Below are 21,455 nucleotides of genomic sequence, written 5' to 3'. Positions count from 1 at the left end.
ACACGGCCACGGTGCGGGTACCCGTGCCGCGCTCCGCAGGCCGCGCAGGGTCGGCGCGGCCACGGCTCACGACCATGGAGGAGGAGAACGTGACCAGCACCGCCGAGACCGGCCATGCGACCGGCACGGCCGACAAGGACTACAACCTGATCTGGTACGTCGAGGCCTGCCTGGAGAACGCGCTGCGCCTCGAGACCTGCATCCAGGACGCGGAGCGGTCCGGCGACAGCGAACTGACCGAACTGTTCCGCAAGGCACAGGCCGACAGCCGCAAGGGAGCCGAACTCGGCAAGCAACTGCTGAGCCGACGCCTGGCGCGCTGACCGGCCGGGTTGCACCGCCCCACCCCGCACGCCCGGGTGAGACCCCTCACCCGGGCCGCTCCCGTCCCCCCGTCCCGACGAGGCGATCATCGAACTGCACCACGCGGCGGCGGAAGGCCGCTGGACAAAGATCACCGGACGGGCAGACTGACCACCATGACCTCACCGGATTCCACTGCTCCCACCGATCCCGGGTCCGACCTCCGCCTCTATCTGCAGGAAGCCCGGGACGCCCTGCTCTGGAAGCTGGAAGGACTCTCGGAGTACGACATCCGCCGTCCGATGACCCCCACCGGCACCAACCTCCTGGGCCTGGTGAAGCACGCCGCCGGCGTCGAACTCGGCTACCTGGGCGACACCTTCGGACGTCCCTCGGGTGAACCCCTGCCCTGGCTCGACGAACAGGCCGACGCCAACGCGGACATGTGGGCCACCGCCGAGGAGTCCCGCGAGTACCTCGTGGACCTCTACCGCCGCGCCTGGGCGCACGCGGACGCCACGATCGACGCGCTGCCCCTCGACACGGTCGGCAGGGTGCCGTGGTGGCCGGGCGACCGCAACGAAGTGACCCTGCACCACGCCGTCGTACGCGTGACCGCCGACACCCACCGGCACGCCGGTCACGCCGACATCATCAGGGAACTCCTGGACGGCACCGTGGGAACGAGCGAGACCGCCACGAGCCTGCCTCCGGGCGACAGGGCCTGGTGGGAGACCTACCGAAGCCGCCTGGAACAGGCAGCCCAGGAAGCGGGCCGCAGGGAGGCGGGCCGCAACGCCTGACCGAACCGGCCGACTCCGCGGGGACGGCCGGCCGGCGCTGCCCCGTCCCGCGCCATGGCCCTGTCCTGCCGAGCCGGCTGCGGTGCCGGCGGATGACAGGGCCGCCTGCTCGACCCCGAATCGCCCCGCCGGGCCCGCGGACGACTCAACGCTCCGCGCGTGCCCTCCGGTAGCCACGCGCCAGAACCCGCAAGGTGCCCAGCGGAGAAGGGGCCGCCGAGCCACGCAGCAGCTTGGCGCCCCGCCGCAGCGCCGCGTCGGCGGTCAGCGACTCGATCTCGACGAGTGCCTCCACCAGCGCCCGATTGGGGCCGGGCACAGCAGCTGACAGCCCCCGGGACGCCTCCAGCCCGGCACGCGCCACCCGGACCTGATCGTCCACCAGCTCCCGTACCCCGGACGACTCACGCCCCGCCGCGAGATCCTCCACCGTGACGGAGAACCGCTTCAGCGTCTCCAGCGGTACGCCGAGCCGTCCCGCGCGCAGGTCCTCGGCGAGGTCGTTGACGAAGTCGAGCCGCTGGCTCGCCTCGATGAACGTCCGGCATCCCGCCCGGAAGCGCCCGTCGTCGTCCTCCGGTCCGATCAGGGAAGCGACGAGCAGGAAACCCGGCAGCGAGTAGGCGTCCACGTAGGCCTGGAAATCCCCCTCGGTGGCGAAGCCGTCGAACTCCGACTCGGCCGTGGCCGTCGACAGATACGCCTCCACCACCCCGCGCAGCCGCGGATACGCGCCGAGGGTGTGCACCAGCGTCCGCATCAACGGATCGTCGCCGGCTCCCGACTCCAGCGCCCGCCGTACCCGCCCCTCCCAGGTCTCCCACGCCGCCGTACGCTGCGCCCGGGTCCCGGTGTCCAGCAGATTGTCGCCGTGGTGCATCACCGCCGTGGCCGCCACCACATGAGGCACCACGGGCCGTGGCAGCAACAGCCGGGCCGCGACATAGGAAGCCCGCCGGAAACGGGCCACCAGGCTTCGCTGCGCCCCGTAGTCCGCGCGCAGCCCGGCCTCCCGAATACCCGCGGCATCGAGACTCTGATCCCACACACCCATGCACAGATCGTAGGAGGCACGTCCCGCGCACCCGCTGCCGGCACCGCCTCGGTCGACGTGGGCCCGCTCGCTCGGCGGCGGGCCCACCACGTCCCGCCGGCGGTCCGAAGTCGGTCAGGGGGTGAAGACGGTCAGGGGGTGAAGACCTCTTCGAGACGGTCGATGGCCCCGTCGTCGCCCAGGTGGTACGTGAAGACAAGCCCCGAGTTCGGGTTCGCGTCGAGCCAGTCGAGGAACTCCTGGACACCGATCTGCTGGTTCGTCGTGCTTTCCACGATGGGGTTGGTCACCGTGACGTAGGCGGCCTGGTCCATCGGGATGTACGTCTCCTTGCCGACCGTCTCGAACGGTGCGCCGTCCGAGTCGGGGGTGCCGCATCCCCAGTTGCCGTGCTTGACGATCAGGTTCAGGGACCCCCCTTCCGGGGTGTAGCGGTAGACCGCGATCTCGTCGGGGGAGATGGGCATCTTGTGGTCGCAGTCGTCCCCGTCGCCCGCGCCGCCTGCGCCGCCCCCGGACCCGGTACTCGCGGGGCCGGACGGCTTCGAGGTGACCGAAGCCCCGCTGCCCGACGTGCCGCCGCTGCCCGTGTCCTCGCCCTTGCCGGCATCCGTGGCCGCGGAAGCCGCGGCGCCGGACTTCCCGCCCGTCGTCCCGGCGTTCGCCCCCGGCTTGTCGCCGGTGCCCTTCGTCGCCGTCACGCTCGGCTGTGCGTCGCCGCCGGCATCCGCCGTACCGCCGCCCCCGGAGCAGCCTGTCAGGCCCAGCGCCGCTGCGGCGCACAGGCTCAGCACGGCTGTCCCGACGGCGCCGGGTCTGCGGCGGCTCGTCCTCGGCATCCGGTTCATGTTCCGCCCCCCAATTCGGTGGTTCGGGTGCTCCGCGAGCCCCGTCGGCTCGGGTAGAGGACGAGTTCCGGCCATCGGCAGTTGCGCGCCCTGGCTGAATTCTGCACACCGCCCGGAGACCTGTCGCAGCCGGCCACGGGGTGAGCCGCCGACCCCGGCGGCAAGCGTCCCGCGTGACGGCACCGTACGCCCCGCGGGCACCGGCTCACGCCATGGGCACGGCCCCGCCGGTGACACGGACACGGGGGTCCGCGTCGGGCACCGCGATCCGCGGGTCGCCGGTGCGGACCCATGCCCTCGCCCTGGCGGGTGCCGGCCGCCCCTACCGTGCCACGCGATAGCGGAGGCGGACGACGTCCGAGCCGAAGGTGCGGGTCTCGACCAGTTCGAGATCCACCCGGCGCTCGTTCCGGGGAAAGAAGGGGATGCCCCCGCCGATCAGCACCGGGTAGAGCCTGACCCGGTACTCGTCGATCAACCCCAGTGCGGCCGCCTCGGCGGCGAGCGTCGCGCCGCCGATCGCGATGTCGCCCGTCCCCGGTTCGGCTCGCAGGCGCTCGATCTCCTCCGCCAGGCCGCCGGAGGCCAGGCGGGCACTGCCCTGTACCGAAGGGAGCGTGGTGGAGAACACCACCTTGGGGAGTGGCTTCCAGAGCGCGCTCCACTCGAGCTGTGCGTCGTCGAGCGAGGCATCCTGATCGGCGGTCTCCCAGTACAGCATCGTCTCGTACAGCCGTCGTCCCAGGATGTGGACTCCGACGTCTCGGATCTCGTCGATCCAGGACCGGAACACCTCCTCGTCGGGAGTCGTCCAGTCGAAGCCGCCGTCCGGCCCGACGATGTAGCCGTCGAGCGAGACGTTCATCGAATAGGTCACGCTGCGCATCGGAAGTCCTCCTCGGTGACGGGTCCGACGGTACGACCGCCGGACGTCGGACAGCGCGTGACTCACCGTTGCTCGGCGACGGACCGAGCCCCCCAACCGCTCCCGCCCCGCTCCCGCCCCGCCCCGCCCCCGCCCTCGCGCCGGCCCGGCCGTCATCACTCCAGACGGCTCAGCGCCTGCATCGCCTCGCGTTCCGTCCGTGCCAGCTCCCGCAGACGGGCGCCCGCCTGGACGAGGTACACGGCATCGCCCGTGCGGCCGGCCTGCTCGATGAGTGCCGCGGTGTGCGTCCAGAGCCCGGCGGCTTCCGCGTACAGCGTGTGCCCGGTGCGCAGATGCCGGCTGTCGATCAGCTCGGTGCACTCGGCGAGGAAGTCGCGGTAGAGATTGCGGAAGAGGGCGCCGCCGGTGCCGGCCTTCTCCATCAGCAGCGCCGCCTGCGGCAGCTGGTGCTCCGGGGCGTCACTCCGCCGGAGCCAGGCGGGTACCTGCTCGGCGGCCTTCTCGATCCCCCGGTGGCCGAGGTTGGCGATGGGCGGGTTGAGGAAGGCGCCCGCGCAGGCGGTGATGGCCGGGACGATCCGCTCCTGCGGCGCGGCGGTGTTCGCCGAGGTGGTGAGGGTGAAGGAGCGGTGCCGGGCGGTCATCGGCCCGCGTGCTGCCCGGGCTCGGGCGAGAGCGGCCAGGCTGGTGGTCACCGCCCCGCCCTGCGGGGCCGTGTCGACGAGTCGGGCGTGCTGGTCGTCGTAGCCGTACAGGGCCACGATGTGGCCGCCGAAGTGCACGCGCGAGGTGAAGTAGTCGAGGTGGTAGCTGTCGAGTTGCAGCCCCACGGGCCGGCCGGCCTCGACGGCGGCTGTCACGTTCTCCCAGGCCTTGCGGGGAGAGGTGGTCTCCTTCACCCGCAGGTCCAGCCCCAGCCTGTCCGCGAGGTTGGTGGTGAGGGCGAAGGGCTTGACGCGTCCTCCGAGGAAGGGGAAGTCCATGCTCTTGCTGTCCCAGTAGATGAAGGACAGCCCGGAGCCGAGCCCGAAGAGCATGGCTTCGGACAGATCGAGTCCCTGGTGGCGGAGCAGCACGGCGAGGGTGGTGGTCTCGCAGTGCTGCATCCCCCGGGCATCGATGCCGTCGACCTGGGTCATGAGATGCGCTCTCCCGGACGGTTCGTGGCGGACCGGCTCACCGGATGGTCCTGTCCGGCGGTCAGCCACGGTACCGGTATCCGCGCCCGCCCTCGTGCGACGATCGCAGCAGCGTGCGCGGAAACCGTCGGGGGAACGGTCGCGGGAACGTTGGCGGCCTGCCCGGAGCGGTCCGAGGGGCGGCCCCCGGCAGCGCGGGGCCTACGTCCCGAAGGCAGTGGAAAGCTTTTGCACGGCGTTCGGTTGCGTCCGCCGACGCGGGGTCGCCGGGTGGCGACGGGTGGGCGGCCGCACTACCTACCTCCGAGGCCGACCCTGTCATTCCCGCTGGTTTCGCCCCCGGGCTCCTCGAAGTGATCACCCATGATCAGCACGGCGATGCCCACGACCAGCACGCAGAGCAGGAACTCGAAGAGGCCGTGGGCCCAGAGCACGCGGTCGCCGAACGCCAGGGCGCCGAGAGGGACTTCGGCGGCGATCGCGGCCAGGGTGACGAGCAGGCCGATGACGCGGGTCCTGTCGAGAGTCCGGTTCCTGCCGGCCATGGCGCCCCCTCCCGGCGGAAGGAGGGCCTGCCACCGCCGGGAGTGACACCCGGCATCCGCCGTCCAGACACGCGACTCCCGGCGGCCCGACGCCCGCGCCGGTTCCGGTGCAACACGCCGGGCTCCGGCCCGATGTTCTCGATCTCAGGCAAACGGGCGCCGAACGGGCAAGCCCAGCGGGCAAACGGGCAGTACTCCTCCCGGGCGCTGCGGCCGCCGCCGCCTCGTGCGGAGCACGCCGGAAACGGGAACCGCCAGGCCCGACTGCCCTGGTCGCACGCCCTGCCGCCGCCCCCGCCCGGGGTGGGCGAGGGCAAGGAATGAAGCATCTCGTAACGGAAGAATCGGAATCGAAGGAGCGGAAGAAGGCGAGCCGGTACGCCGATGGACTTTCAGGCAAGGAACCGATCCCTTTCGGACAGAGATACTCAGATGTTGAACACGCCTGGGAAGTTTGATTGGATGGCTTTCACTCGGGAAGCCTTCCGAACTTCACGGTCGGCCGAGTCGAGAACGCGAGATGCGCGGCGAAAACCAAAGAAGCGATTCGCTGTTCGTCGGGAACAGAAAGAATGTGAATGCACAGGAGAACGCGTTCGGGTGTGCTGTAGCGATGCGCCGAGAGAATGCACGTACCCTCGAATGCAGATAATGCGGGATCATGTCTTCTGTGTCGGAGGGCGTTGAACTTGGAATTTGGTTTAGGCAGCGAAACGCAGATCGTCTGGCACGACCTGGTATTCCGGGTCCGGGCCGAGGACCCCGCGGTCCTCGACTACGTCGGCAGCCAGCACCGGCTCGCCCGTGGGGAACCCGCTCCGGCCGTCACACGGATCAGCATCAGAGCCGTCAGTGACCCGTCAGGGCTGGAGAAGCTGGCCGCGCAACCGGTGACCGAGCGCCGTGAGTCCTACGCGGGGTGGTGGTACGACTGCCACCACGGTCAGGACGGAACGTTCGTCCTCGTCTCGGGGGAGGGCCACGAGTTCCACCACGCCCTCGTCACCACCGACTTCCTTTCCTGGGAGATCCTCGCCGCGCGCGAGCACGAACTGGGGCTGGTCGTCACCCGCGCCATGCGGGAACTGGTCCGCGAGCACTTCGTCGATCGCGGAGCGCTCATGCTGCACGGCGCGGCCGCCGTCCTGCCGGACGGCACCGGGGTGGTCCTCGCCGGCCCGTCCGGCGCCGGCAAGACCTCGCTGTCCGTGCAGCTCGCCCGGGCGGGCGGCCACTGCGTCGCCACCGACCGGTGCCTGCTGCTGGCCGACGGCCCGGAATGGACCGTGGTCGGCCTGCCGCTGTCCGTGCGGCTCACCCAGGAGGCGGCCACCGGCCTCGGCATCGCGCCCCGAGAGAAGAACAAACTGATCAGGCACGGTGAGGCGGCCGTCCGCCGACCAGACCCCAAGAACAAGATGTCCCTCAGCAACGGGGAGATGCGGCGCCTGGCCGGTGTCGAGTTCCTGGCGTCCGCGCGGATCGACCGGCTGGTGCTGCTCGAGAACACCGGCGCGCCGGAGCCCCTGTCCCGCACGGTCCCCGCGGCGGAGGCCGTGGCCGCGCTGGCCGAGCACATCCTCGTTCCCGACACCGCGTACCGCACCCGCTGGCTGTCCGCCGACCCGACTCCCGAGCACGCCGGCGACCCCATGAGCCGACTCCGTGAACTGGCCGCGGCCGTGCCCGCCCTGCACGGTGAGTGGACACCGACCACGTACGACAGCGGCGTTCTGGGGGCCTGGCTCACCCCACACGCCGAGACGACAGGAGACCCCGCGCGATGACCGCCCCTCAGATCCGTTACAGCGCCCGTGCCCTGCTGCTGGACGAGGACGGCAAACTGCTGCTGTTCTCCAGCGTCGACGACGACAACGGCGAGACCTTCTGGTACCCGGTGGGCGGTGGCATCAAGGACGGCGAGTCTCCCGAGGACGCCCTGCGCCGGGAGGTCGAAGAGGAGACCGGGCTCAAGGACTTCGAGGTCGGCCCCCAGATCTGGTACCGCGAGGCCGTGGCCTCCTGGGGAGGCAACACCTACGACTGCCGCGAGCGGATCTACCTCTGTCGCGTCCCGCACTTCGAGATCGACACCAGCGGCTTCAGCCAGGGCGAGATCGACACGGTCAGCGGCCACCGCTGGTGGACGCAGGACGAACTGGACGCCGCCAAGGACCGGCTGGTCCCGGCCGACCTCGCGCCCCGGCTCCGCGCGGTCCTCACCCACGGCGTCCCCGCCGAGCCCGATGTCGTCGGCAGCTGAGCCCGGGATCGAAAGGCACAGGCAGATGAAGGGTCTGAGCGGACGGCCGGCGCTGGTGACCGGTGGCGCCCAGGGCATCGGCAGAGCGGTCGCCGACCGCCTCGCCCAGGAGGGCTCCCACGTCATGATCATGGATCTCGACGAGGACGCCGGACGGGCCACGGCCACGGACCTGGCTCGGCACGCGGGCGCCGGCCGAGTCGCCTTCGTACGCGGCGACATCGCGGACGAGAACGACGTGCTGGCCGCGGTGGAGGCGGTACGGACCGCGTTCGGCGGCGTCGAGCTCCTCGTCAACTGCGCCGCCGCGTTCATCATGCGCGGGATCGAGGCCACCGTGGAGGAGTGGCGGCGGGTCACGGACGTCAACATCATGGGCCACGCCCTGATGGTCAAACACGTCGCACCTCTCATGGAGGCCGCCGGAGGAGGCAGCGTCGTCAACGTCTCGTCGATCTCCGCGCACATCGCCCAGCCCCGGTTCGTCACCTACAGCGCCACGAAGGCGGCCATCGTCGGCATGACCCGATGTATGGCCGTCGACCTGGCCGGGGCGGGCATCCGGGTGAACGCGGTGAGCCCGGGAACCGTCTGGAACGACAACCTGGCCCGCCGCTACAAGGAGAAGTACGGCGTGTCGCGTGCGGAGGCGGACGCCCACCCGGACATCGGCGGCAAGCACATGCTGCACCGCACCGCCGACCCCGAGGAGATCGCCTCCGCCGTGGCGTTCCTGCTCTCCTCGGAGGCGAGCTTCGTCACCGGCGAGAACCTCATGGTCGACGCGGGACACACCGCGATGTGAAGTCGCCACGCGCGAGGGAATCTGCCGGTCGCCCGGGATTCCCACCGCGCGGGCGATCCCTTTTCCGGACTCCGCGGCCCTCCACGTGATTGCCTCTGCACGCGCGGTTCCGTCGCAGGCGCGCGATTTCTTTTCCACTGGTCGAGCGACATGCTTTCCGTGCGCGCAGTCCGCTCTCGGAGTTCCTTTCTTTCATGCCCTCCGCAGGCGTGCGCGCAAGCGCCCCCGCCACAGGTGGCACATCCACTTCACCAGGTGGCACATCCACTTCAACGGAAATTCGAACAGTGGATAAACGAAGCCCCTTGATATACGTTTGCGGCGACCGGGCGGAAACCGCTGGAGCGGACGCACCGCTCGCACCGATCCCGGTCGCGTGAGATTCCTCGGCACACCGAAAAACCCGTATCGACAGTCAGATACGTCCGGAGGGAAACCCTTGAGTAACAACGCGATCAGGGTCGTGCTGGCCGGCGTGGGTTCCTGCGCCTCCAGCTTTGTGCAGGCAGTGGTCCTGGACCGGCAACGGCCGGGCCCCGCCAACGGTGTGATGCACGAGTACATCGGCGGGCACCGCCTCGCCGACGTGGAGTTCGTCGCGGCCTTCGACGTCGACCGCCTGAAGGTGGGCCAGGACCTCTCCGACGCCGTGTACGCGGGCCGCACGGCCGCCGTCCGGCACGTGGACGTGCCGCACCAGGGCGTCACCGTCCAGGCCGGACCGCTGCTCGACGGCCTCGACGGGGCCCTCGGCGACGCGGTCGACGTCCACACCGCCGTCGACGGAGTCACCCCGCAGTCCCTCGCCGCCGCCCTCGCCGCCGCACGGCCCGACGTCGTGGTCTGCCTGCTGCCCACCGGCTCCACCGAAGCCGTGCGGACGTACGCCCGGGCCGCAGCCGAGGCGGGCGCCGGCTTCGTCAACGCCACTCCCGAGCCGGTCGCCAACGACCCCGAACTGGCCGCCCTGTTCACCGAACGCGGCGCCGCGCTCCTCGGCGACGACCTGCGCAGCCACCTCGGCGCCACCACCCTGCACACCGCCCTGATCGAGCTCTTCCAGAGCCGCGGTGTCGAGGTGAAGGACAACTACCAGCTCAACGTCGGCGGCAACACCGACTTCCTGAACCTGTCCGACCCGGCCAGGTCGCGCTCCAAGCAGACGTCCAAGCGCAAGGCCCTCGCCAACGCCGGAATCGACTCCCGCGAGGTCGCCGCCGGGCCCAACGGCTTCGTCAAGCACCTCGGCGACCGCAAGGTGTGCTTCCTGCGGATCGAGGGTGAGAGCATCATCGGCGCCCCCGTGCACATGGAGATACGCCTGGAGGTCGAGGACAGCCCCAACGCCGCCGCCGTACTGGCCAACGCCGTCCGCGCCGCCCACAGCGCCGCCCGCCAGGGCATGGTCGGCGTCGTCGACCCCGTCTGCGCCTTCCTGTTCAAGAGCCCCAAGACGGGGGCCAAGGAGTCCGAGGCGCTGCACGACTTCCAGGGGTTCGTACGCAAGGCGGGCGAGCACCACGCCCTGCGGGCGGTCGACGGGAATGCCTGACGCCGCCCCCACCTGGCTGCCCGCACACGACAGCACGGTCGCCCGCCTCCTCGCCCGCGAGTACGGGCTCGGCACCCACCGGGCGTGGACCCTCAACCGGGAGAGCGTCAACACCGTCTGGCGCGTGACCACACCGGACGGCGAGTACGCGCTCAAGCGGCTCGGGCGGGACGTCACCCCGCAGTGGCTGGCCTTCGAACACGCGGCACTGCCCCGGCTGGCCGCCGCAGGCATCCCCGTCGCGCCGCCCGTGCCGACGACCGCAGGCAGCAGCGCGGCCCTCCACGACGGCTCCGTCTGGCAACTGCGGCCCTGGCGGGCGGGCAGACCCTTCGACTCCGCCCGCCCGGGCGACATCGAACAGGCCGGCGCCTTCCTGTCGGCGCTCCATGACGTGCCGGTCAGCGGACTGCCCGCGGACGGCCAGAGCTCCACCCGCAACCTGGAGTTCTGGCTTGCCACCGACCGGCCCCCGCACACGGTGCTGGACGAGGTCGACGAGATCGCCGCACCCCATGTGAGCCTCGCCGGGCGCGCCGACGCCCGGCGCGCCTACACCGCGGTGCTGAACCGGGCCCGGGCCGAACTCGCCGCGTACGGCGTCCTCCCCGAGGTCCTCACCCACGGCGAGGTGGCGGGCTCCAACCTGCTGTACTCCGACAGCGGACGACTGTCCTGCGTCCTCGACTGGGACGCGCTGCAACTGCGCCCCCGCGTCTACGACCTGGCCCGCGCGCTGCTGTTCCTGCCCCGGCAGTCCCGCGGCAGCTTCCGGATCACGCCCGACCGCGCCAGGGCCGTACTCGACGCCGCCACGGCCCACCGCCCGCTCACTCCGCAGGAACTCGCCTCACTCATACCCGTCCTGGAAGTGAACTTCGTCCCGTCGCCCGGCTACCTCCGACAGGTGGCGAGGCACGCCCCCGGCATCCTCGAGTGGTACCTCGGCTGGCGGGCCGAGGGCGCAACCACGGTCCGCGGCATCCTCGCGGACGTCGTCGCCACGACCGCGCAGGGAACCCGCGGATGACACGGTATGCGTGCCGCACCCCCCGGCACGCGGTGATCCTCGACGTGAGCCCCGACACCGCCGCGCACATCCGCGAGACGCTCACCCCGTACGTACGGGTCGCCCCCGCCGCCGACGACCCCGGCCCCGCCCACTGGCGCATCGGGATCGCGGACCGGGAGCGGCCGACGGGGCAGGAGGCGGTCATCACGAACACCTCCGAGCCGCCCACCCGGCTCTGGTACGACGGAACGGCCCGCCAGGTGCTGTTCGACCCGGCGATGCCGCGGGACTTCCTGCGGCACAACCTCATCCGGTTCACCCGGATCCTGCTGCGGCTCGCGCACACCCAGGACCCGGAGGTCTTCCTGCACGCCGGGCTGGTCGCCCTCGGCGGGCGCGGCGCGCTGGTGCTGGGAGCGAAACGGGCGGGGAAGACCTCCACCGTCCTGTCCGCCCTGCGCCACGGACACCGCTTCGTCGGCAACGACGACGTCTCCGTCCGTACGGCCGCCGGCGAATGGACCGGACGGGGCTGGCCCCGCCGGGTCTCCGTGCGCGGCGACACCTTCGCCGCCGTCGGACTGCCGGGGAACACCGACCGGCTCCTCCACCCGGCGGAACTGCGCGCCCTCACCGGCGGACCCGGGCTCCTGGCCCAGGCGCGGACAGCGGTCCTGGTGTTCCCCCGGTTCCATCCCGAGCCCGGCCTCGTACCCCTCGACGCCGGGGAGACCCTGGCCCGGCTCGCCGCCAACGAACTGTCCACCGCCGTCAAGCACGTCGACTTCCTGCTGCCGTTCTTCACCCCCGCCCCATCCACCGTCCGGCGGGACCTCCTCGCCCGGATGGCAGCCGAGGTGCCCGGCTTCGAACTCCGGCAGGACTTCACCGCCCTGCACCGGGGGACCGCCGCGCTGACCCGGCTCCTGGAGGGAGACATCCCCACCCCACCCCTCGGAAGGCAGGCAACGTGAGCACGACCGGCAGCAGGGTGTGGGTGGTCGGCCCCTCGGGCGCCGGCAAGAGCACGGTCGCCCGAGCCCTCGCCGACGCCCGCGGCGTTCCCCACGTCGAACTGGACGCCATGTTCTGGGAGACGGGCTGGCGAAGACGCCCCGAGGCCGACTTCCTCGCCGCCGTCGCCGCGCTCGACCGGACCGACGGCTGGGTCGCCGACGGCCAGTACGGCGCGGCCCACCCGGTGCTGGAGGCGCTCGCCGACACCGTCGTCTGGGTCGACCCGCCCCGAACCGTCACCACGGCCCGGCTGCTGCGGCGCACCCTGCGCCGGCTGCGCACCCGGGAGGAGCTGTGGAACGGCAACAAGGAACGCCCCGGCAGCGCGGTGCGGCTCCTGCTGTGGGCCCACCGGGAGTTCCCCGTCGTCCGGCGCATCAACACCGCCCTGTTCGCCCGTATGCAGGCCCGCTCCGTGCCGTGCCTGCGGCTGCGGACCCCACAAGACATCCAGGAACTGCTCAGGAAGGAACGGGCATGACACGACTGGCGCTCCTCGGCGGGGAGCCCCTGCTGAACCCGGCCGAACGACCCAGGTGGCCGTACATCACCGAGGAGGACATCGCGGCGGTGACCGCGCTCCTGCGCCGGGGCGAGATCACCTACAACGGCAGCGAGGGCGAGGTCCAGGCCCTGGAGAACGGCTACCGCGAGCGCCTCGGCGCCTCCCACGCCCTCGCGGTCAACTCCGGCACCTCCGCCCTGCACTCGGCGTTCTTCGGCCTCGACCTGCGCCCCGGCGACGAGGTCATCGCCCCGGCCTACACCTTCCTCGCCACCGCCATGCCCGTCTTCACCTGCAACGCCGTTCCGGTCCTCGCCGACGTGGACCCCGACACGGGCATCCTGGACCCCGAGGGGCTGGCCGCCCACCTCACGCCCCGCACCAAGGCCGTCGTGGTCACCCATCTCATGGGCTTTCCCGCCGACATGGAGCGCATCACCGCCTTCGCCCGCGAGCACGGCCTCGCCGTCGTGGAGGACTGCTCACAGGCCCACGGCGCGGAGGCCTCGGGCCGGCCGGTCGGCCGCCACGGCGACGTCGCCGCCTTCAGCCTCCAGGCCAAGAAGCAGGTCACGGCCGGCGAGGGCGGGATCCTGGTCACCGACGACCGCCGCATCTACGAGCGCGCGGTGATGCTCGGCCACTGCATCGACCGCGGCGAGGAGGACGTCACCAGCGAGGAGTACGGGGCCTACGGCCGGACCGGCTTCGGCCTCAACTACCGCATCCACCCCGTCGGCGCGGCCCTCGCACGCGGAGCCCTCGCCCGGCTCGACACCGTGCTGGCCGCCCGGGAGAAGAACTACGGCCGGCTCGGCGCCCTCCTCGACGGCATCCCCGGCATCACCCCGCCGGTGCGCCACAAGCACGTCGACCGCGTCGCCCACTACGTCAGCTACCAGCCCCTGTACGTCGCCGAGGAACTCGGCGGCCTGCCCGTCGACGTCTTCACGGCCGCGGCCAGGGCCGAGGGTGTCCCGCTGACCCGGCCCACCTCACCCCCACTGCACCGCGAGGCCGCCTTCCGCAGCTCGGGCTGGCACTCCGGCACATACCACCCCGGGGACAACGCCTACCGCGTCTACCGGGGAGACGAGTTCCCGGGCACCGACGCCTACCTCGCCCGGGCGCTGCGACTGCCCGTGTACTCCGACGAACGGCCCGGCCTGATGGACGCCTGGGCCGAGGCGATCCGCAAGGTCGTCGACCAGGCCGACGAACTGCGCGCCCGGCACGCCTCCGGTGCCCTTGCCGCACGGTAGCCGGCCGGCCCCGACGAGAGACCCGGCACCGCTGCCCGCGTCGGCCCGGTACGCCCGCCGCGTACCGGGCCGGGGCGAGCACCGGCCCGGAACGACACCGCACCACCGCCCCGACACGGAGGAAGCTCTCTTGTCCGTCGATAGCAGTTCTCGCTCCATGCTCGCGCGCGGCCTCGGCGTTCTACGCGCCTTCCGGCCCGGCGAGCCGGAACTCCCCCTCTCCGAGATCGCCCGGCGGGCCGACATGCCCAAGGCGACGGCCCACCGCATCATCGCCGAACTGGTCAGGGAGGGCATGCTGGAGCGCGGCGAGAAGGGACTCCGGCTCGGGCTGGGCCTGTTCATGCTGGGAGCCCGGGTGTCCCGTCAGCTGATGCTCCGCACCATCGCCCACCCGCACGAGGAGCAACTGCACCGCCTCACCCGCGGGAGCGCGTTCCTCTTCATCGCCGACCCGGCCGGAGCGGACGCCGCCCTCGTGGACGCCGTACGCGGCGCACACGGACCCGACCCGGGGCTGGGCATGGAGGAGTCCCGGGCCTCCTACCGCGCCGCGTCCCGCGTGCTACGCGCCTTCGGCGCCGAGCACGACACCGTCGTGCACCGGGCCGCGCGCACCCCGCAGGACCAGGCGGCCGCCATACGGCGCCAGGGCTTCGCGGTCGTACGCGATACGACAGCCGTGACCGGCGTCGCCGCCCCTGTGCTCACCGCGTCCGGCGCGGCGGTCGGGGCGCTGGCCGTCGCGGGCCCCCGGACCCGGCTCGACGCGGGCCTCGCCGCCGCACACCTGAGGACGGCGTGCGCGGCCGTCTCCCGCGCCCTGCAGCGAACCCCCGAACTGGTCACCTCCTGACGACCGGAGATCAGCTCCCGGACTTCCCGGCACAGAACAGCGCGGGCAGCAGCCGGCCGGCGAGGTACTCCTCCCGGGCCGCCGTCAGGGTGTCCCGGATCCGGTCCGCCGCCGCGTCCCCGTAGATGTTCGCGACGCTCCCGCGGAAGATGCGCACCACCTTCAGCCGATCGGCGAGCAGCGCCACGGCCCAGTCGGTCAGCTCCTCGCGCACCACGTCGGTGAAACCGGCCCGAGCCAGCTGGTCCGTGCGGTCCGCCAGCGGCGTGGTGAAGAAGACGCCGCGCGGGTGGACCGCACGGAAGGCCTCCGAGGGCTCCGCACCGTCGGCCGTGAGGCTGACCTCCTCGGTGAGCACCAGCAGCCCGCCCGGCCGGAGCAGCCGTGCCGCCTCGCGCAGGACCGCGCCCGGGTCGGGGAAGTGCGGCATGGAACCCGTGATCAGGACCAGGTCGAGCGAGGCACCGGCAAGAGGAACGGCGGTGGCCGAGGCACACACCTCCGACATGGTGGTGCGGCCCTGCGCCCGGCTGATGCGGGAGCTGACCTCGCAGTGCTCGGCGACGAGATCCACCCCGTAGGAGCGCCGCACCTCGACGCCCGCGGCGGCGAGCCGGTCGACGGTGTAGCGCAGCGCGCCGCCGAAGCCGCTGCCCAACTCGCACAGCTCCACCGCGCGGCCGGACCCGAGGCGGGCGACGGCGGCGCGGACCACCGCGTCGCAGCCCTGAGGGCCGAAGTGGCCCATCTGGTCCAGTCCCAGGAGCCCGTCGGGCCCCTCCTCCCCGGTGAAGTCCACGATCGCCCGCTCGGTGTTCTCCCAGTCGTGCAGCGCCGGGAACAGGTCCCGGTGGTAGCGGTACTGGACACCGGCCTGGTCGGACGGCTCCCGGGGGCCGGCCGGGACGCGGGACTCCGCGCTCATCTCGTCACTCCTAGCGTTGCAGGCCCCGGCCCGGATCGCGCCGGAGCGGGGCACTGGATGGTCAGGACCGGACCGCGGCGGCCGGTGCGCGGAACTCGTCGGGCACCGCCGCGCAGACGGAGTGCACAAGCGCCAGCGCCTCCTCGGCATCCTCATCCGTGGCGACCAGCGGCGGCAGCAGCCGCAGTACCTCCGGCCGGCCCAGACACGGGGAGACGATCAGGCCGCGGCGCCCGAGCTCCATGAGCACCTCGCCCGCCGCCGCCCGCGTGGCGAACTCCACACCCCACAGCAGCCCCCGCCCGCGCACGGCGGTGACCAGACCGCGATGGTGCTCCGCCAGCCGCGCCAGGGCGGAACCGAAGACCTCCGCCAGGTGTTCGCCACGGGAGGCGAGTTCCTCCACCGCCCGCAGCGCCGCCACCGCGGCCGCGGCACCGAGCGGATGCCCGGAGAACGTGGTCGTGTGCACGAACGGATCCGCGGACAGCGGCGCGTACAGCTCCTCGGTCGCCACGACGGCGGACACCGGCTGCACCCCGCCCCCCAGGGCCTTGCCGAGCAGCACGGCGTCCGGCTCCAGCCCGAGGCCGGTGCTGACCAGACGGGGCCCGCAGCGGCGCAGCCCGGTCTGGATCTCGTCCGCGATCAGGAACGCGCCGTGCGCACGGGCCGCGTCCGCCAGGGACCGCAGGAACGCCGGGTCCAGAGGGCGCACACCGCCCTCCCCCTGCACGGGCTCCACCAGGACGGCGGCCACCTCCTCGCCCTCGAACGCGCCGGGTACCGCCGAGACGTCCGCCGGTATGTGCGTCACGCCGCCCAGCAGCGGTTCCAGCGACTCGCGGTAGCGGGCGTTCCAGGTAGCCGCCAGCGCGCCCATGGACTTGCCGTGGTAGGCACCCTCGACGGCGATCACCCTCCGCCGACCGGTGGCCCGGCGCGCCAGCTTCAGCGCCGCCTCGACCGCGTCGCAGCCGTTCAGCCCCAGCCACACCTTCGTCAGACGCCCCGGGTCGGCCCAGGAGACCAGGGCCCCGGCGAGGGACGCGGTGGCCCGGTTGCCCAGGACCCGGCTGGACACCGGCATCGCGTCCAGTTCGTCGCGCACCGCCGCCACCACAGCCGGATGGCGCTGGCCCAGCAGGGTCACCGCGTAACTGCCGAAGTCGAGCGCGGTACGGCCGTCGGACAGACGCACCCGCGCACCCTCGCCCCGTGCCTCCACGGCACCGGAGCCGTTCATGCCGTAGACCAGGGCGAGTTGTGGTGACAGGTGCCGGCGGATCGCGGTGAGGGTCTCGCGGGCGGCGCCGTCGCCGGCGTTCGTGGTCATGGGGGCGTCCTCTCCGTGGTCCGGCGGAGAACACGGTTCTAACCCCCCGCGCACATCACTGAGAAGCGGTGTTCCGGCTGCCGGAACGCGCGTTGAGCCCGCAACCGCCCGCTTGACAGTGTGACCGCCGTCGCCGTCCGTATCGAAAGGTGCACCGACGCATGGAGACCACTTCCCCGGGCGCTGTGGCGTTCCCCGGACCGGACGTCCTCGACCGGCGCCTCACGGCCTTCCTCGACCTGCGCGGCCTGAGCAGGGACGCCGTGCTCAAGGAGGCCGACCAGGGCATGGGGACACCGGCCCTCGCGGTGGCCGCCGGCTCGGTGCTCGCGGGGTTCGGCAACGTGCGCAGCGACCTCGACCTCCTTGTGCTCGTGGAGAACGAGAACCTCAAGCGCTTCCCCGTCCAGTCGCACGAGCACGGCACACTGATCGACATCGGCATCCGCCGGGCGAGCACCGTCCGCGACAGCGCGGCCGCGCTGACCGCCGCCCCGTGGCCGCGCTTCGACACCGTCACCGAGGACGCCTGGAACCACCGGCGCCGCACCCTCAACACCGTCTCCCGGCTGGCTCTCGGACTACCGCTCACGGTCGTCGAACCCTGGGACGAGTGGCACGCCGGACTGCGCCGGCCGTGGCTGCGCGAAGCGCTGCGCGAGTGGTGGGTGGTGGAGGCCCACCGCCTCGCGCAGGCCGCCCGCTGGCTGCTCGACGCCAAGCCCCTGACGGCCGGGGTACGGGCCCGCGAGGCGGTCGTCGCCGCCCTCAACGCCCGAGCCGCCGAAGGCGGTCAGCTGTACTTCGCCGCCAAGTGGGCGGGGGAGAAGCTCAAGGCGCTCGGCGACGCCGAGAACCTCGAACTGCTCCACACCGTCCTCACCCCCGCCGACCCCCGCGAACGGGTCCCCTTCTGCCTCGACGCCGTCGAGGGTCTCGTCGGCCCCGCCGCACCGCTGCACACCGTGCTGCGCTGGGCCACCGGCACCGGAACCATGCGGCTCGACGACCGCACGGTCGTGGACCGCTGGCAGCTGCGCGCCCTGGAGGTCCGGCGGCTCGGCCTGCCGGACGGCACGAGCGACGACGTCATCTGGTCGGGACCCGCCGGCACCCTTCCCCCCGAGGACCTGCTCCCGCTCTTCGTGCACAACATGGTGTGGCTCGCTGTCGCCCACCCGGCTTCGGAGGTTCCCGCATGACGCATCCCCCCACCACCGGAACCGGCGAGACGGCCCCGGGTCCCGGCGACGCCCCCGTGGACCTGCGCCGGCTGCTCACCTTCCGCGGCCACGGCGCCGCCCGCCTGCTGCTGGGCTGCCGGGCCCGCCTGGAGGACGTCGAGGGCGCCGTCGCCGCCGGACAGCGCGAGGTCGCCGTCCTCATGGCGTACGACCTGCTCCAACTGTCCCTGTCGATCCGCGGGCTGCGCACCGAGGGCGAGCTGACCTACGGCCACGACGAGGCCGCCTTCGACCCGTTCGCCGGCCTGCCCACCGAGGAGGCGCAGGCCGCCCTGGCACTCGCCGCGGAGGGACTGGACGCCACCGGTGACCGGGCCGAGCCCTGGCTGCGACGGCTGCGCGACCACCTCACGGAGACCGAGGGCCGGCTCGGGTACACGGCCCCGCTGCCCGACGTCCGTTCCGGCAGCGGCATGATGAAGGGCTTCAAACTCGCCCGAACCTGGCAGCCGTTGATGGACCGGGTCGGCCTGCCCCCGCTGCTGCCGGACGCCTGGACGCGCCGTGCCGACTGAACCCCGGCCGGTCCCCGGCGTGGACCGGCCACCCGCCCTCTCCGTGCGCGGAGTCGGCAAGAGCTACGGCGGCACGACCGCACTGGACCACGTCGACCTCGAGATAGCCGAAGGCACGATCGTCGGCCTGCTCGGCCACAACGGCGCCGGGAAGACCACCCTGATGTCCCTGGTCGCCGGCCTCCTGCGCCCCGACACCGGCGAGATCGAGGTACGGGGCCACTCCGTGACCCGGCACCCGCGCCGGGCCCGCCGCGAACTCGGCCTGGCCCCGCAGGAACTGGGCGTGTACCCGCCGCTGACCGTGCGCCAGAACCTGAGGTTCTTCGCCGAACTGGCCGGGCTGCGCGGCACCGCGGCCCGGCGACGCGTCGAGGAGGTCGCCGAGCCGCTCGCCCTCACCGGTCTGATGGACCGGCCCGCCTCCCGGCTCTCCGGCGGCGAACAGCGCCGTGTGCACACCGCCATGGCCCTGCTCCACCGGCCCGGACTGGTGCTCCTCGACGAGCCCACCGCCGGCGTCGACGTGGAGACCCGGGCCCGCCTCATCGCCCACATCCGGGAACTGGCCGCCGCCGGCACCGCCGTCTGCTACTCCACGCACTACCTCCCCGAGATCGAGGACCTCGGCGCGGAGGTGGCCGTCCTGCACCGGGGCCGCGTCATCGCCCGAGGCTCCGTCGAGGAACTGGTCCGGCGCCACGGCGACAGCGCCGTGGAACTGGTCTTCTCCGGCGAGCCCCCCGAGCTCCGCCTGCCCTGGCCGGTGACCCGGCAGGGCGACACCCTCCTCGTCCGGGTCGAACAACCGCACACGATCACCGCCCGGGTGCTCGCCGCCCTGGGAGACGCCGCAACCCGGCTGACCACCCTGCGCGTCGTCCGGCCCAGCCTCGACAGCGTCTTCCTCGGGCTCACCGGCGGGCACACCGCCGACCCCGCGGAGCGGGGCGCGCCCCCGACGGACGACAGGCACGACAGCGAGGACAGGATCGGGGCGGGACACCATGCGTGACGGGGCACTCGTACGGATGACGGCCCTCGTCCGGCAGGACGTCCGGCTGCTGCTGCGCGACCCCGCGCCCCTGGTGGTCCGCACGGTCATGCCGCTGGTCATCATGAGCTTCATGCAGCCGCTGTTCCGCGCCGCCCTGCGCGCCGGCGGCGAGGTCACCGACGCCAACGGCGCCGAACAGGGCGTGCCCGGCATGGCGGTGATGTTCCTCTTCTTCCTGGTGAACGTCGTCGGCTTCGCCATGTTCCGCGAGCACGGCTGGAACACCTGGGACCGGCTGCGCGCAAGCACAGCGCGTCCGGTTGAACTGCTCGCCGCGCGCCTGGTCGTACCGCTGGCCGCCGCGCTGCTCCAGCTCACCGTCATCATGGTCGCCGGCGGCCTGCTGTTCGACCTCCGGGTGACCGGCTCCTACCTCGCCCTGGCGGTGGTGGCCCTGCCGCTGGCGCTCTGCGTGGTCATGGTGGGCATGGCACTGGTCGCGGTGTGCCGAACGATCTCGCAGCTCAGCGTCATCGCCAACATCCTGGCCCTGGTCTTCGCCGGCCTCGGCGGCGCCCTCACCCCCCAGGCGGCGATGCCGGACTGGGCGAGGCCACTCGCGCCCGGAGTGCCCAGCTACTGGGCGATGCGCGGCTTCAACGAGGTGATCCTGCGCGGCGGAGGGATCACGGACGTCCTCCTGCCGGCGGGCGTCCTGTGCGCCTTCGCGGCCGGCCTCACCGTCGTCACCCTCCTCTTCTTCCGGGCCGATCACCGCAAACTCTCCTGGTCCTGAGCGGTACACCGCCCGCAGCCGGCACCGTCGTCAGAAAGGGACCCCCCATGTCCGCGCTCGTCGTCCTCGACTGCTTCGACACCCTGATCACGTCCCGACCCCTGCCCGGCCCCGAGCAGTTCACCGACGTCCTCGCCGACACGCTGGAGCTGGACCCCCGGGCGGCGGGCGCGGTGGTCCACACCGTCTACGGCACCCTCCTCGACGTCATGACGGACCCCGGCGCCCCCCAGCCCGCGACGCTGGACCTGCTGGAGGCCGCACTGCGGGCACAAGGCGCGGTCCGCGAGCGCACCGCGATGGAGCAGACCCTGTGGCGGGCCCTCGGCTGCGCCGAACCCGGCCGGTACACCCTGTGCGAGCCCGTCGCGGACGCTGCCCGCCGGGCCCACGCCGCGGGCCACACGCTCCGGCTGCTGTCCAACTGCTACCTGCCCGGCGGCCTCATGTGGGCTCTGCTGCGCCGGGCGAAGGCGCCCGACGTCTTCGACCGGGCCATGTTCACCGCCGACGGCGGACCGAAGAAGCCCGACCCCCGTGCCTTCCACCGGATCGCGGACGGCGACTTCGAGCGCCGCGTGATGGTCGGCGACTCACCGGAACTCGACCTCGCGCCCGCAGCGGCCCTCGGCTGGGACACCGTCCGGGTGACCCCCGGCGCCCCCGTGCCGGACGAGTTCTTCACCCTGCTGAACCTCTGACAGTGATCATGTGACTGGTGGTTCTGCTGATGAGCCTGACTCACCCTCTGACTGACGTCGCTGACTGTCCTGTTTCGGATTTGTCGGC

23 protein-coding genes are annotated in these 21,455 nt (G+C 72.4%); 16 read left to right on the top strand and 7 right to left on the bottom strand.

The window, feature by feature from the left end; translation table 11 throughout:
* Positions 1–89 precede the first annotated feature (89 nt).
* Positions 90–323: a hypothetical protein gene (locus AC067N_RS31255; RefSeq protein WP_478682264.1), complete on the top strand. Its 234-nt coding sequence runs from the start codon at positions 90–92 to the stop codon at positions 321–323.
* 156 nt (positions 324–479) lie between these two features.
* Positions 480–1,106 carry a DinB family protein gene (locus AC067N_RS31250; RefSeq protein ID WP_478682263.1) on the top strand — a complete coding sequence of 209 codons (627 nt, stop codon included), beginning with the start codon at positions 480–482 and terminating at the stop codon, positions 1,104–1,106.
* A gap of 145 nt (positions 1,107–1,251) precedes the next feature.
* Here AC067N_RS31250 and AC067N_RS31245 read toward each other — a convergent pair whose 3' ends face one another.
* The 5 genes from AC067N_RS31245 to AC067N_RS31225 form a co-directional block, all read right to left on the bottom strand.
* Positions 1,252–2,160, bottom strand: a complete 909-nt coding sequence (locus tag AC067N_RS31245; protein ID WP_478682262.1) for a phytoene/squalene synthase family protein — start codon at positions 2,158–2,160, stop codon at positions 1,252–1,254.
* Positions 2,161–2,291: 131 nt separating this feature from the next.
* On the bottom strand, positions 2,292–2,999 hold the full coding sequence (locus AC067N_RS31240) for a hypothetical protein (protein WP_478682261.1): 708 nt from the start codon (positions 2,997–2,999) through the stop codon (positions 2,292–2,294).
* A gap of 331 nt (positions 3,000–3,330) precedes the next feature.
* Positions 3,331–3,894 carry a dihydrofolate reductase family protein gene (locus AC067N_RS31235; RefSeq protein WP_478682260.1) on the bottom strand — a complete coding sequence of 188 codons (564 nt, stop codon included), beginning with the start codon at positions 3,892–3,894 and terminating at the stop codon, positions 3,331–3,333.
* Positions 3,895–4,049: 155 nt separating this feature from the next.
* Positions 4,050–5,036, bottom strand: a complete 987-nt coding sequence (locus AC067N_RS31230; RefSeq protein ID WP_478682259.1) for a BtrH N-terminal domain-containing protein — start codon at positions 5,034–5,036, stop codon at positions 4,050–4,052.
* A gap of 293 nt (positions 5,037–5,329) precedes the next feature.
* Positions 5,330–5,581 (bottom strand): hypothetical protein, encoded by a 252-nt coding sequence (locus tag AC067N_RS31225; protein ID WP_478682258.1) that lies wholly within the window; start codon positions 5,579–5,581, stop codon positions 5,330–5,332.
* Positions 5,582–6,270: 689 nt separating this feature from the next.
* Here AC067N_RS31225 and AC067N_RS31220 point away from each other — a divergent pair.
* From AC067N_RS31220 to AC067N_RS31180, 9 genes are all read left to right on the top strand, one after another.
* Positions 6,271–7,368, top strand: coding sequence for a hypothetical protein (locus AC067N_RS31220; RefSeq protein ID WP_478682257.1), 1,098 nt, complete (start codon positions 6,271–6,273; stop codon positions 7,366–7,368).
* Positions 7,365–7,844 carry an NUDIX hydrolase gene (locus AC067N_RS31215; RefSeq protein ID WP_478682256.1) on the top strand — a complete coding sequence of 160 codons (480 nt, stop codon included), beginning with the start codon at positions 7,365–7,367 and terminating at the stop codon, positions 7,842–7,844. The genes AC067N_RS31220 and AC067N_RS31215 overlap by 4 nt, the downstream gene beginning before the upstream one ends.
* 25 nt (positions 7,845–7,869) lie before the next feature.
* Positions 7,870–8,649, top strand: coding sequence for an SDR family NAD(P)-dependent oxidoreductase (locus AC067N_RS31210; RefSeq protein WP_478682255.1), 780 nt, complete (start codon positions 7,870–7,872; stop codon positions 8,647–8,649).
* A gap of 439 nt (positions 8,650–9,088) precedes the next feature.
* Positions 9,089–10,201: an inositol-3-phosphate synthase gene (locus tag AC067N_RS31205; protein WP_478682254.1), complete on the top strand. Its 1,113-nt coding sequence runs from the start codon at positions 9,089–9,091 to the stop codon at positions 10,199–10,201.
* A complete protein-coding gene (locus AC067N_RS31200; RefSeq protein ID WP_478682253.1) occupies positions 10,194–11,231 on the top strand; it encodes a phosphotransferase enzyme family protein in 1,038 nt (345 codons plus the stop codon). Before AC067N_RS31205 ends, AC067N_RS31200 begins: the two co-directional genes overlap by 8 nt.
* A complete protein-coding gene (locus AC067N_RS31195) occupies positions 11,228–12,187 on the top strand; it encodes a phosphoenolpyruvate carboxykinase (ATP) (RefSeq protein WP_478682252.1) in 960 nt (319 codons plus the stop codon). The genes AC067N_RS31200 and AC067N_RS31195 overlap by 4 nt, the downstream gene beginning before the upstream one ends.
* Positions 12,184–12,711: an AAA family ATPase gene (locus tag AC067N_RS31190; RefSeq protein WP_478682251.1), complete on the top strand. Its 528-nt coding sequence runs from the start codon at positions 12,184–12,186 to the stop codon at positions 12,709–12,711. Before AC067N_RS31195 ends, AC067N_RS31190 begins: the two co-directional genes overlap by 4 nt.
* Positions 12,708–13,997 carry a DegT/DnrJ/EryC1/StrS family aminotransferase gene (locus tag AC067N_RS31185; RefSeq protein WP_478682250.1) on the top strand — a complete coding sequence of 430 codons (1,290 nt, stop codon included), beginning with the start codon at positions 12,708–12,710 and terminating at the stop codon, positions 13,995–13,997. The genes AC067N_RS31190 and AC067N_RS31185 overlap by 4 nt, the downstream gene beginning before the upstream one ends.
* Positions 13,998–14,127: 130 nt before the next feature.
* Positions 14,128–14,853, top strand: coding sequence for an IclR family transcriptional regulator (locus tag AC067N_RS31180; RefSeq protein ID WP_478682249.1), 726 nt, complete (start codon positions 14,128–14,130; stop codon positions 14,851–14,853).
* A 10-nt stretch (positions 14,854–14,863) separates the two neighbouring features.
* Here AC067N_RS31180 and AC067N_RS31175 read toward each other — a convergent pair whose 3' ends face one another.
* A complete protein-coding gene (locus AC067N_RS31175; protein WP_478682248.1) occupies positions 14,864–15,778 on the bottom strand; it encodes a class I SAM-dependent methyltransferase in 915 nt (304 codons plus the stop codon).
* A gap of 61 nt (positions 15,779–15,839) precedes the next feature.
* Positions 15,840–17,114 carry an aspartate aminotransferase family protein gene (locus AC067N_RS31170; protein WP_478682247.1) on the bottom strand — a complete coding sequence of 425 codons (1,275 nt, stop codon included), beginning with the start codon at positions 17,112–17,114 and terminating at the stop codon, positions 15,840–15,842.
* A 161-nt stretch (positions 17,115–17,275) separates the two neighbouring features.
* Here AC067N_RS31170 and AC067N_RS31165 point away from each other — a divergent pair, with 161 nt between their 5' ends.
* From AC067N_RS31165 to AC067N_RS31145, 5 genes are read left to right on the top strand one after another with little or no spacing between them, the layout of a single operon-like run.
* Positions 17,276–18,316, top strand: a complete 1,041-nt coding sequence (locus AC067N_RS31165) for a hypothetical protein (protein WP_478682246.1) — start codon at positions 17,276–17,278, stop codon at positions 18,314–18,316.
* Positions 18,313–18,873 (top strand): hypothetical protein, encoded by a 561-nt coding sequence (locus tag AC067N_RS31160; RefSeq protein ID WP_478682245.1) that lies wholly within the window; start codon positions 18,313–18,315, stop codon positions 18,871–18,873. Before AC067N_RS31165 ends, AC067N_RS31160 begins: the two co-directional genes overlap by 4 nt.
* Positions 18,863–19,888: an ABC transporter ATP-binding protein gene (locus AC067N_RS31155; protein WP_478682244.1), complete on the top strand. Its 1,026-nt coding sequence runs from the start codon at positions 18,863–18,865 to the stop codon at positions 19,886–19,888. Before AC067N_RS31160 ends, AC067N_RS31155 begins: the two co-directional genes overlap by 11 nt.
* The gene (locus AC067N_RS31150) at positions 19,881–20,666 is read left to right on the top strand and encodes an ABC transporter permease (protein WP_478682243.1); all 786 of its coding nucleotides are present in this window, start codon (positions 19,881–19,883) and stop codon (positions 20,664–20,666) included. The genes AC067N_RS31155 and AC067N_RS31150 overlap by 8 nt, the downstream gene beginning before the upstream one ends.
* Before the next feature lie 47 nt (positions 20,667–20,713).
* Entirely contained in the window at positions 20,714–21,367 is a 654-nt protein-coding gene (locus AC067N_RS31145) for an HAD family hydrolase (RefSeq protein WP_478682242.1), read from the top strand.
* Positions 21,368–21,455: the final 88 nt, after the last annotated feature.

It is taken from the genome of Streptomyces sp. NPDC042364, from assembly GCF_056437585.1.
This window is presented reverse-complemented; position numbering and strand designations above follow the sequence as displayed.

Coding starts and splice junctions, on each gene's coding strand:
- AC067N_RS31250 (WP_478682263.1), top strand. CDS start 480: ATGACCTCACCGGATTCCACTGCTCCCACCGATCCCGGGTCCGACCTC.
- AC067N_RS31245 (WP_478682262.1), bottom strand. CDS start 2,160: ATGGGTGTGTGGGATCAGAGTCTCGATGCCGCGGGTATTCGGGAGGCC.
- AC067N_RS31240 (WP_478682261.1), bottom strand. CDS start 2,999: ATGCCGAGGACGAGCCGCCGCAGACCCGGCGCCGTCGGGACAGCCGTG.
- AC067N_RS31235 (WP_478682260.1), bottom strand. CDS start 3,894: ATGCGCAGCGTGACCTATTCGATGAACGTCTCGCTCGACGGCTACATC.
- AC067N_RS31230 (WP_478682259.1), bottom strand. CDS start 5,036: ATGACCCAGGTCGACGGCATCGATGCCCGGGGGATGCAGCACTGCGAG.
- AC067N_RS31225 (WP_478682258.1), bottom strand. CDS start 5,581: ATGGCCGGCAGGAACCGGACTCTCGACAGGACCCGCGTCATCGGCCTG.
- AC067N_RS31215 (WP_478682256.1), top strand. CDS start 7,365: ATGACCGCCCCTCAGATCCGTTACAGCGCCCGTGCCCTGCTGCTGGAC.
- AC067N_RS31210 (WP_478682255.1), top strand. CDS start 7,870: ATGAAGGGTCTGAGCGGACGGCCGGCGCTGGTGACCGGTGGCGCCCAG.
- AC067N_RS31200 (WP_478682253.1), top strand. CDS start 10,194: ATGCCTGACGCCGCCCCCACCTGGCTGCCCGCACACGACAGCACGGTC.
- AC067N_RS31195 (WP_478682252.1), top strand. CDS start 11,228: ATGACACGGTATGCGTGCCGCACCCCCCGGCACGCGGTGATCCTCGAC.
- AC067N_RS31185 (WP_478682250.1), top strand. CDS start 12,708: ATGACACGACTGGCGCTCCTCGGCGGGGAGCCCCTGCTGAACCCGGCC.
- AC067N_RS31175 (WP_478682248.1), bottom strand. CDS start 15,778: ATGAGCGCGGAGTCCCGCGTCCCGGCCGGCCCCCGGGAGCCGTCCGAC.
- AC067N_RS31170 (WP_478682247.1), bottom strand. CDS start 17,114: ATGACCACGAACGCCGGCGACGGCGCCGCCCGCGAGACCCTCACCGCG.
- AC067N_RS31165 (WP_478682246.1), top strand. CDS start 17,276: ATGGAGACCACTTCCCCGGGCGCTGTGGCGTTCCCCGGACCGGACGTC.
- AC067N_RS31160 (WP_478682245.1), top strand. CDS start 18,313: ATGACGCATCCCCCCACCACCGGAACCGGCGAGACGGCCCCGGGTCCC.
- AC067N_RS31150 (WP_478682243.1), top strand. CDS start 19,881: ATGCGTGACGGGGCACTCGTACGGATGACGGCCCTCGTCCGGCAGGAC.
- AC067N_RS31145 (WP_478682242.1), top strand. CDS start 20,714: ATGTCCGCGCTCGTCGTCCTCGACTGCTTCGACACCCTGATCACGTCC.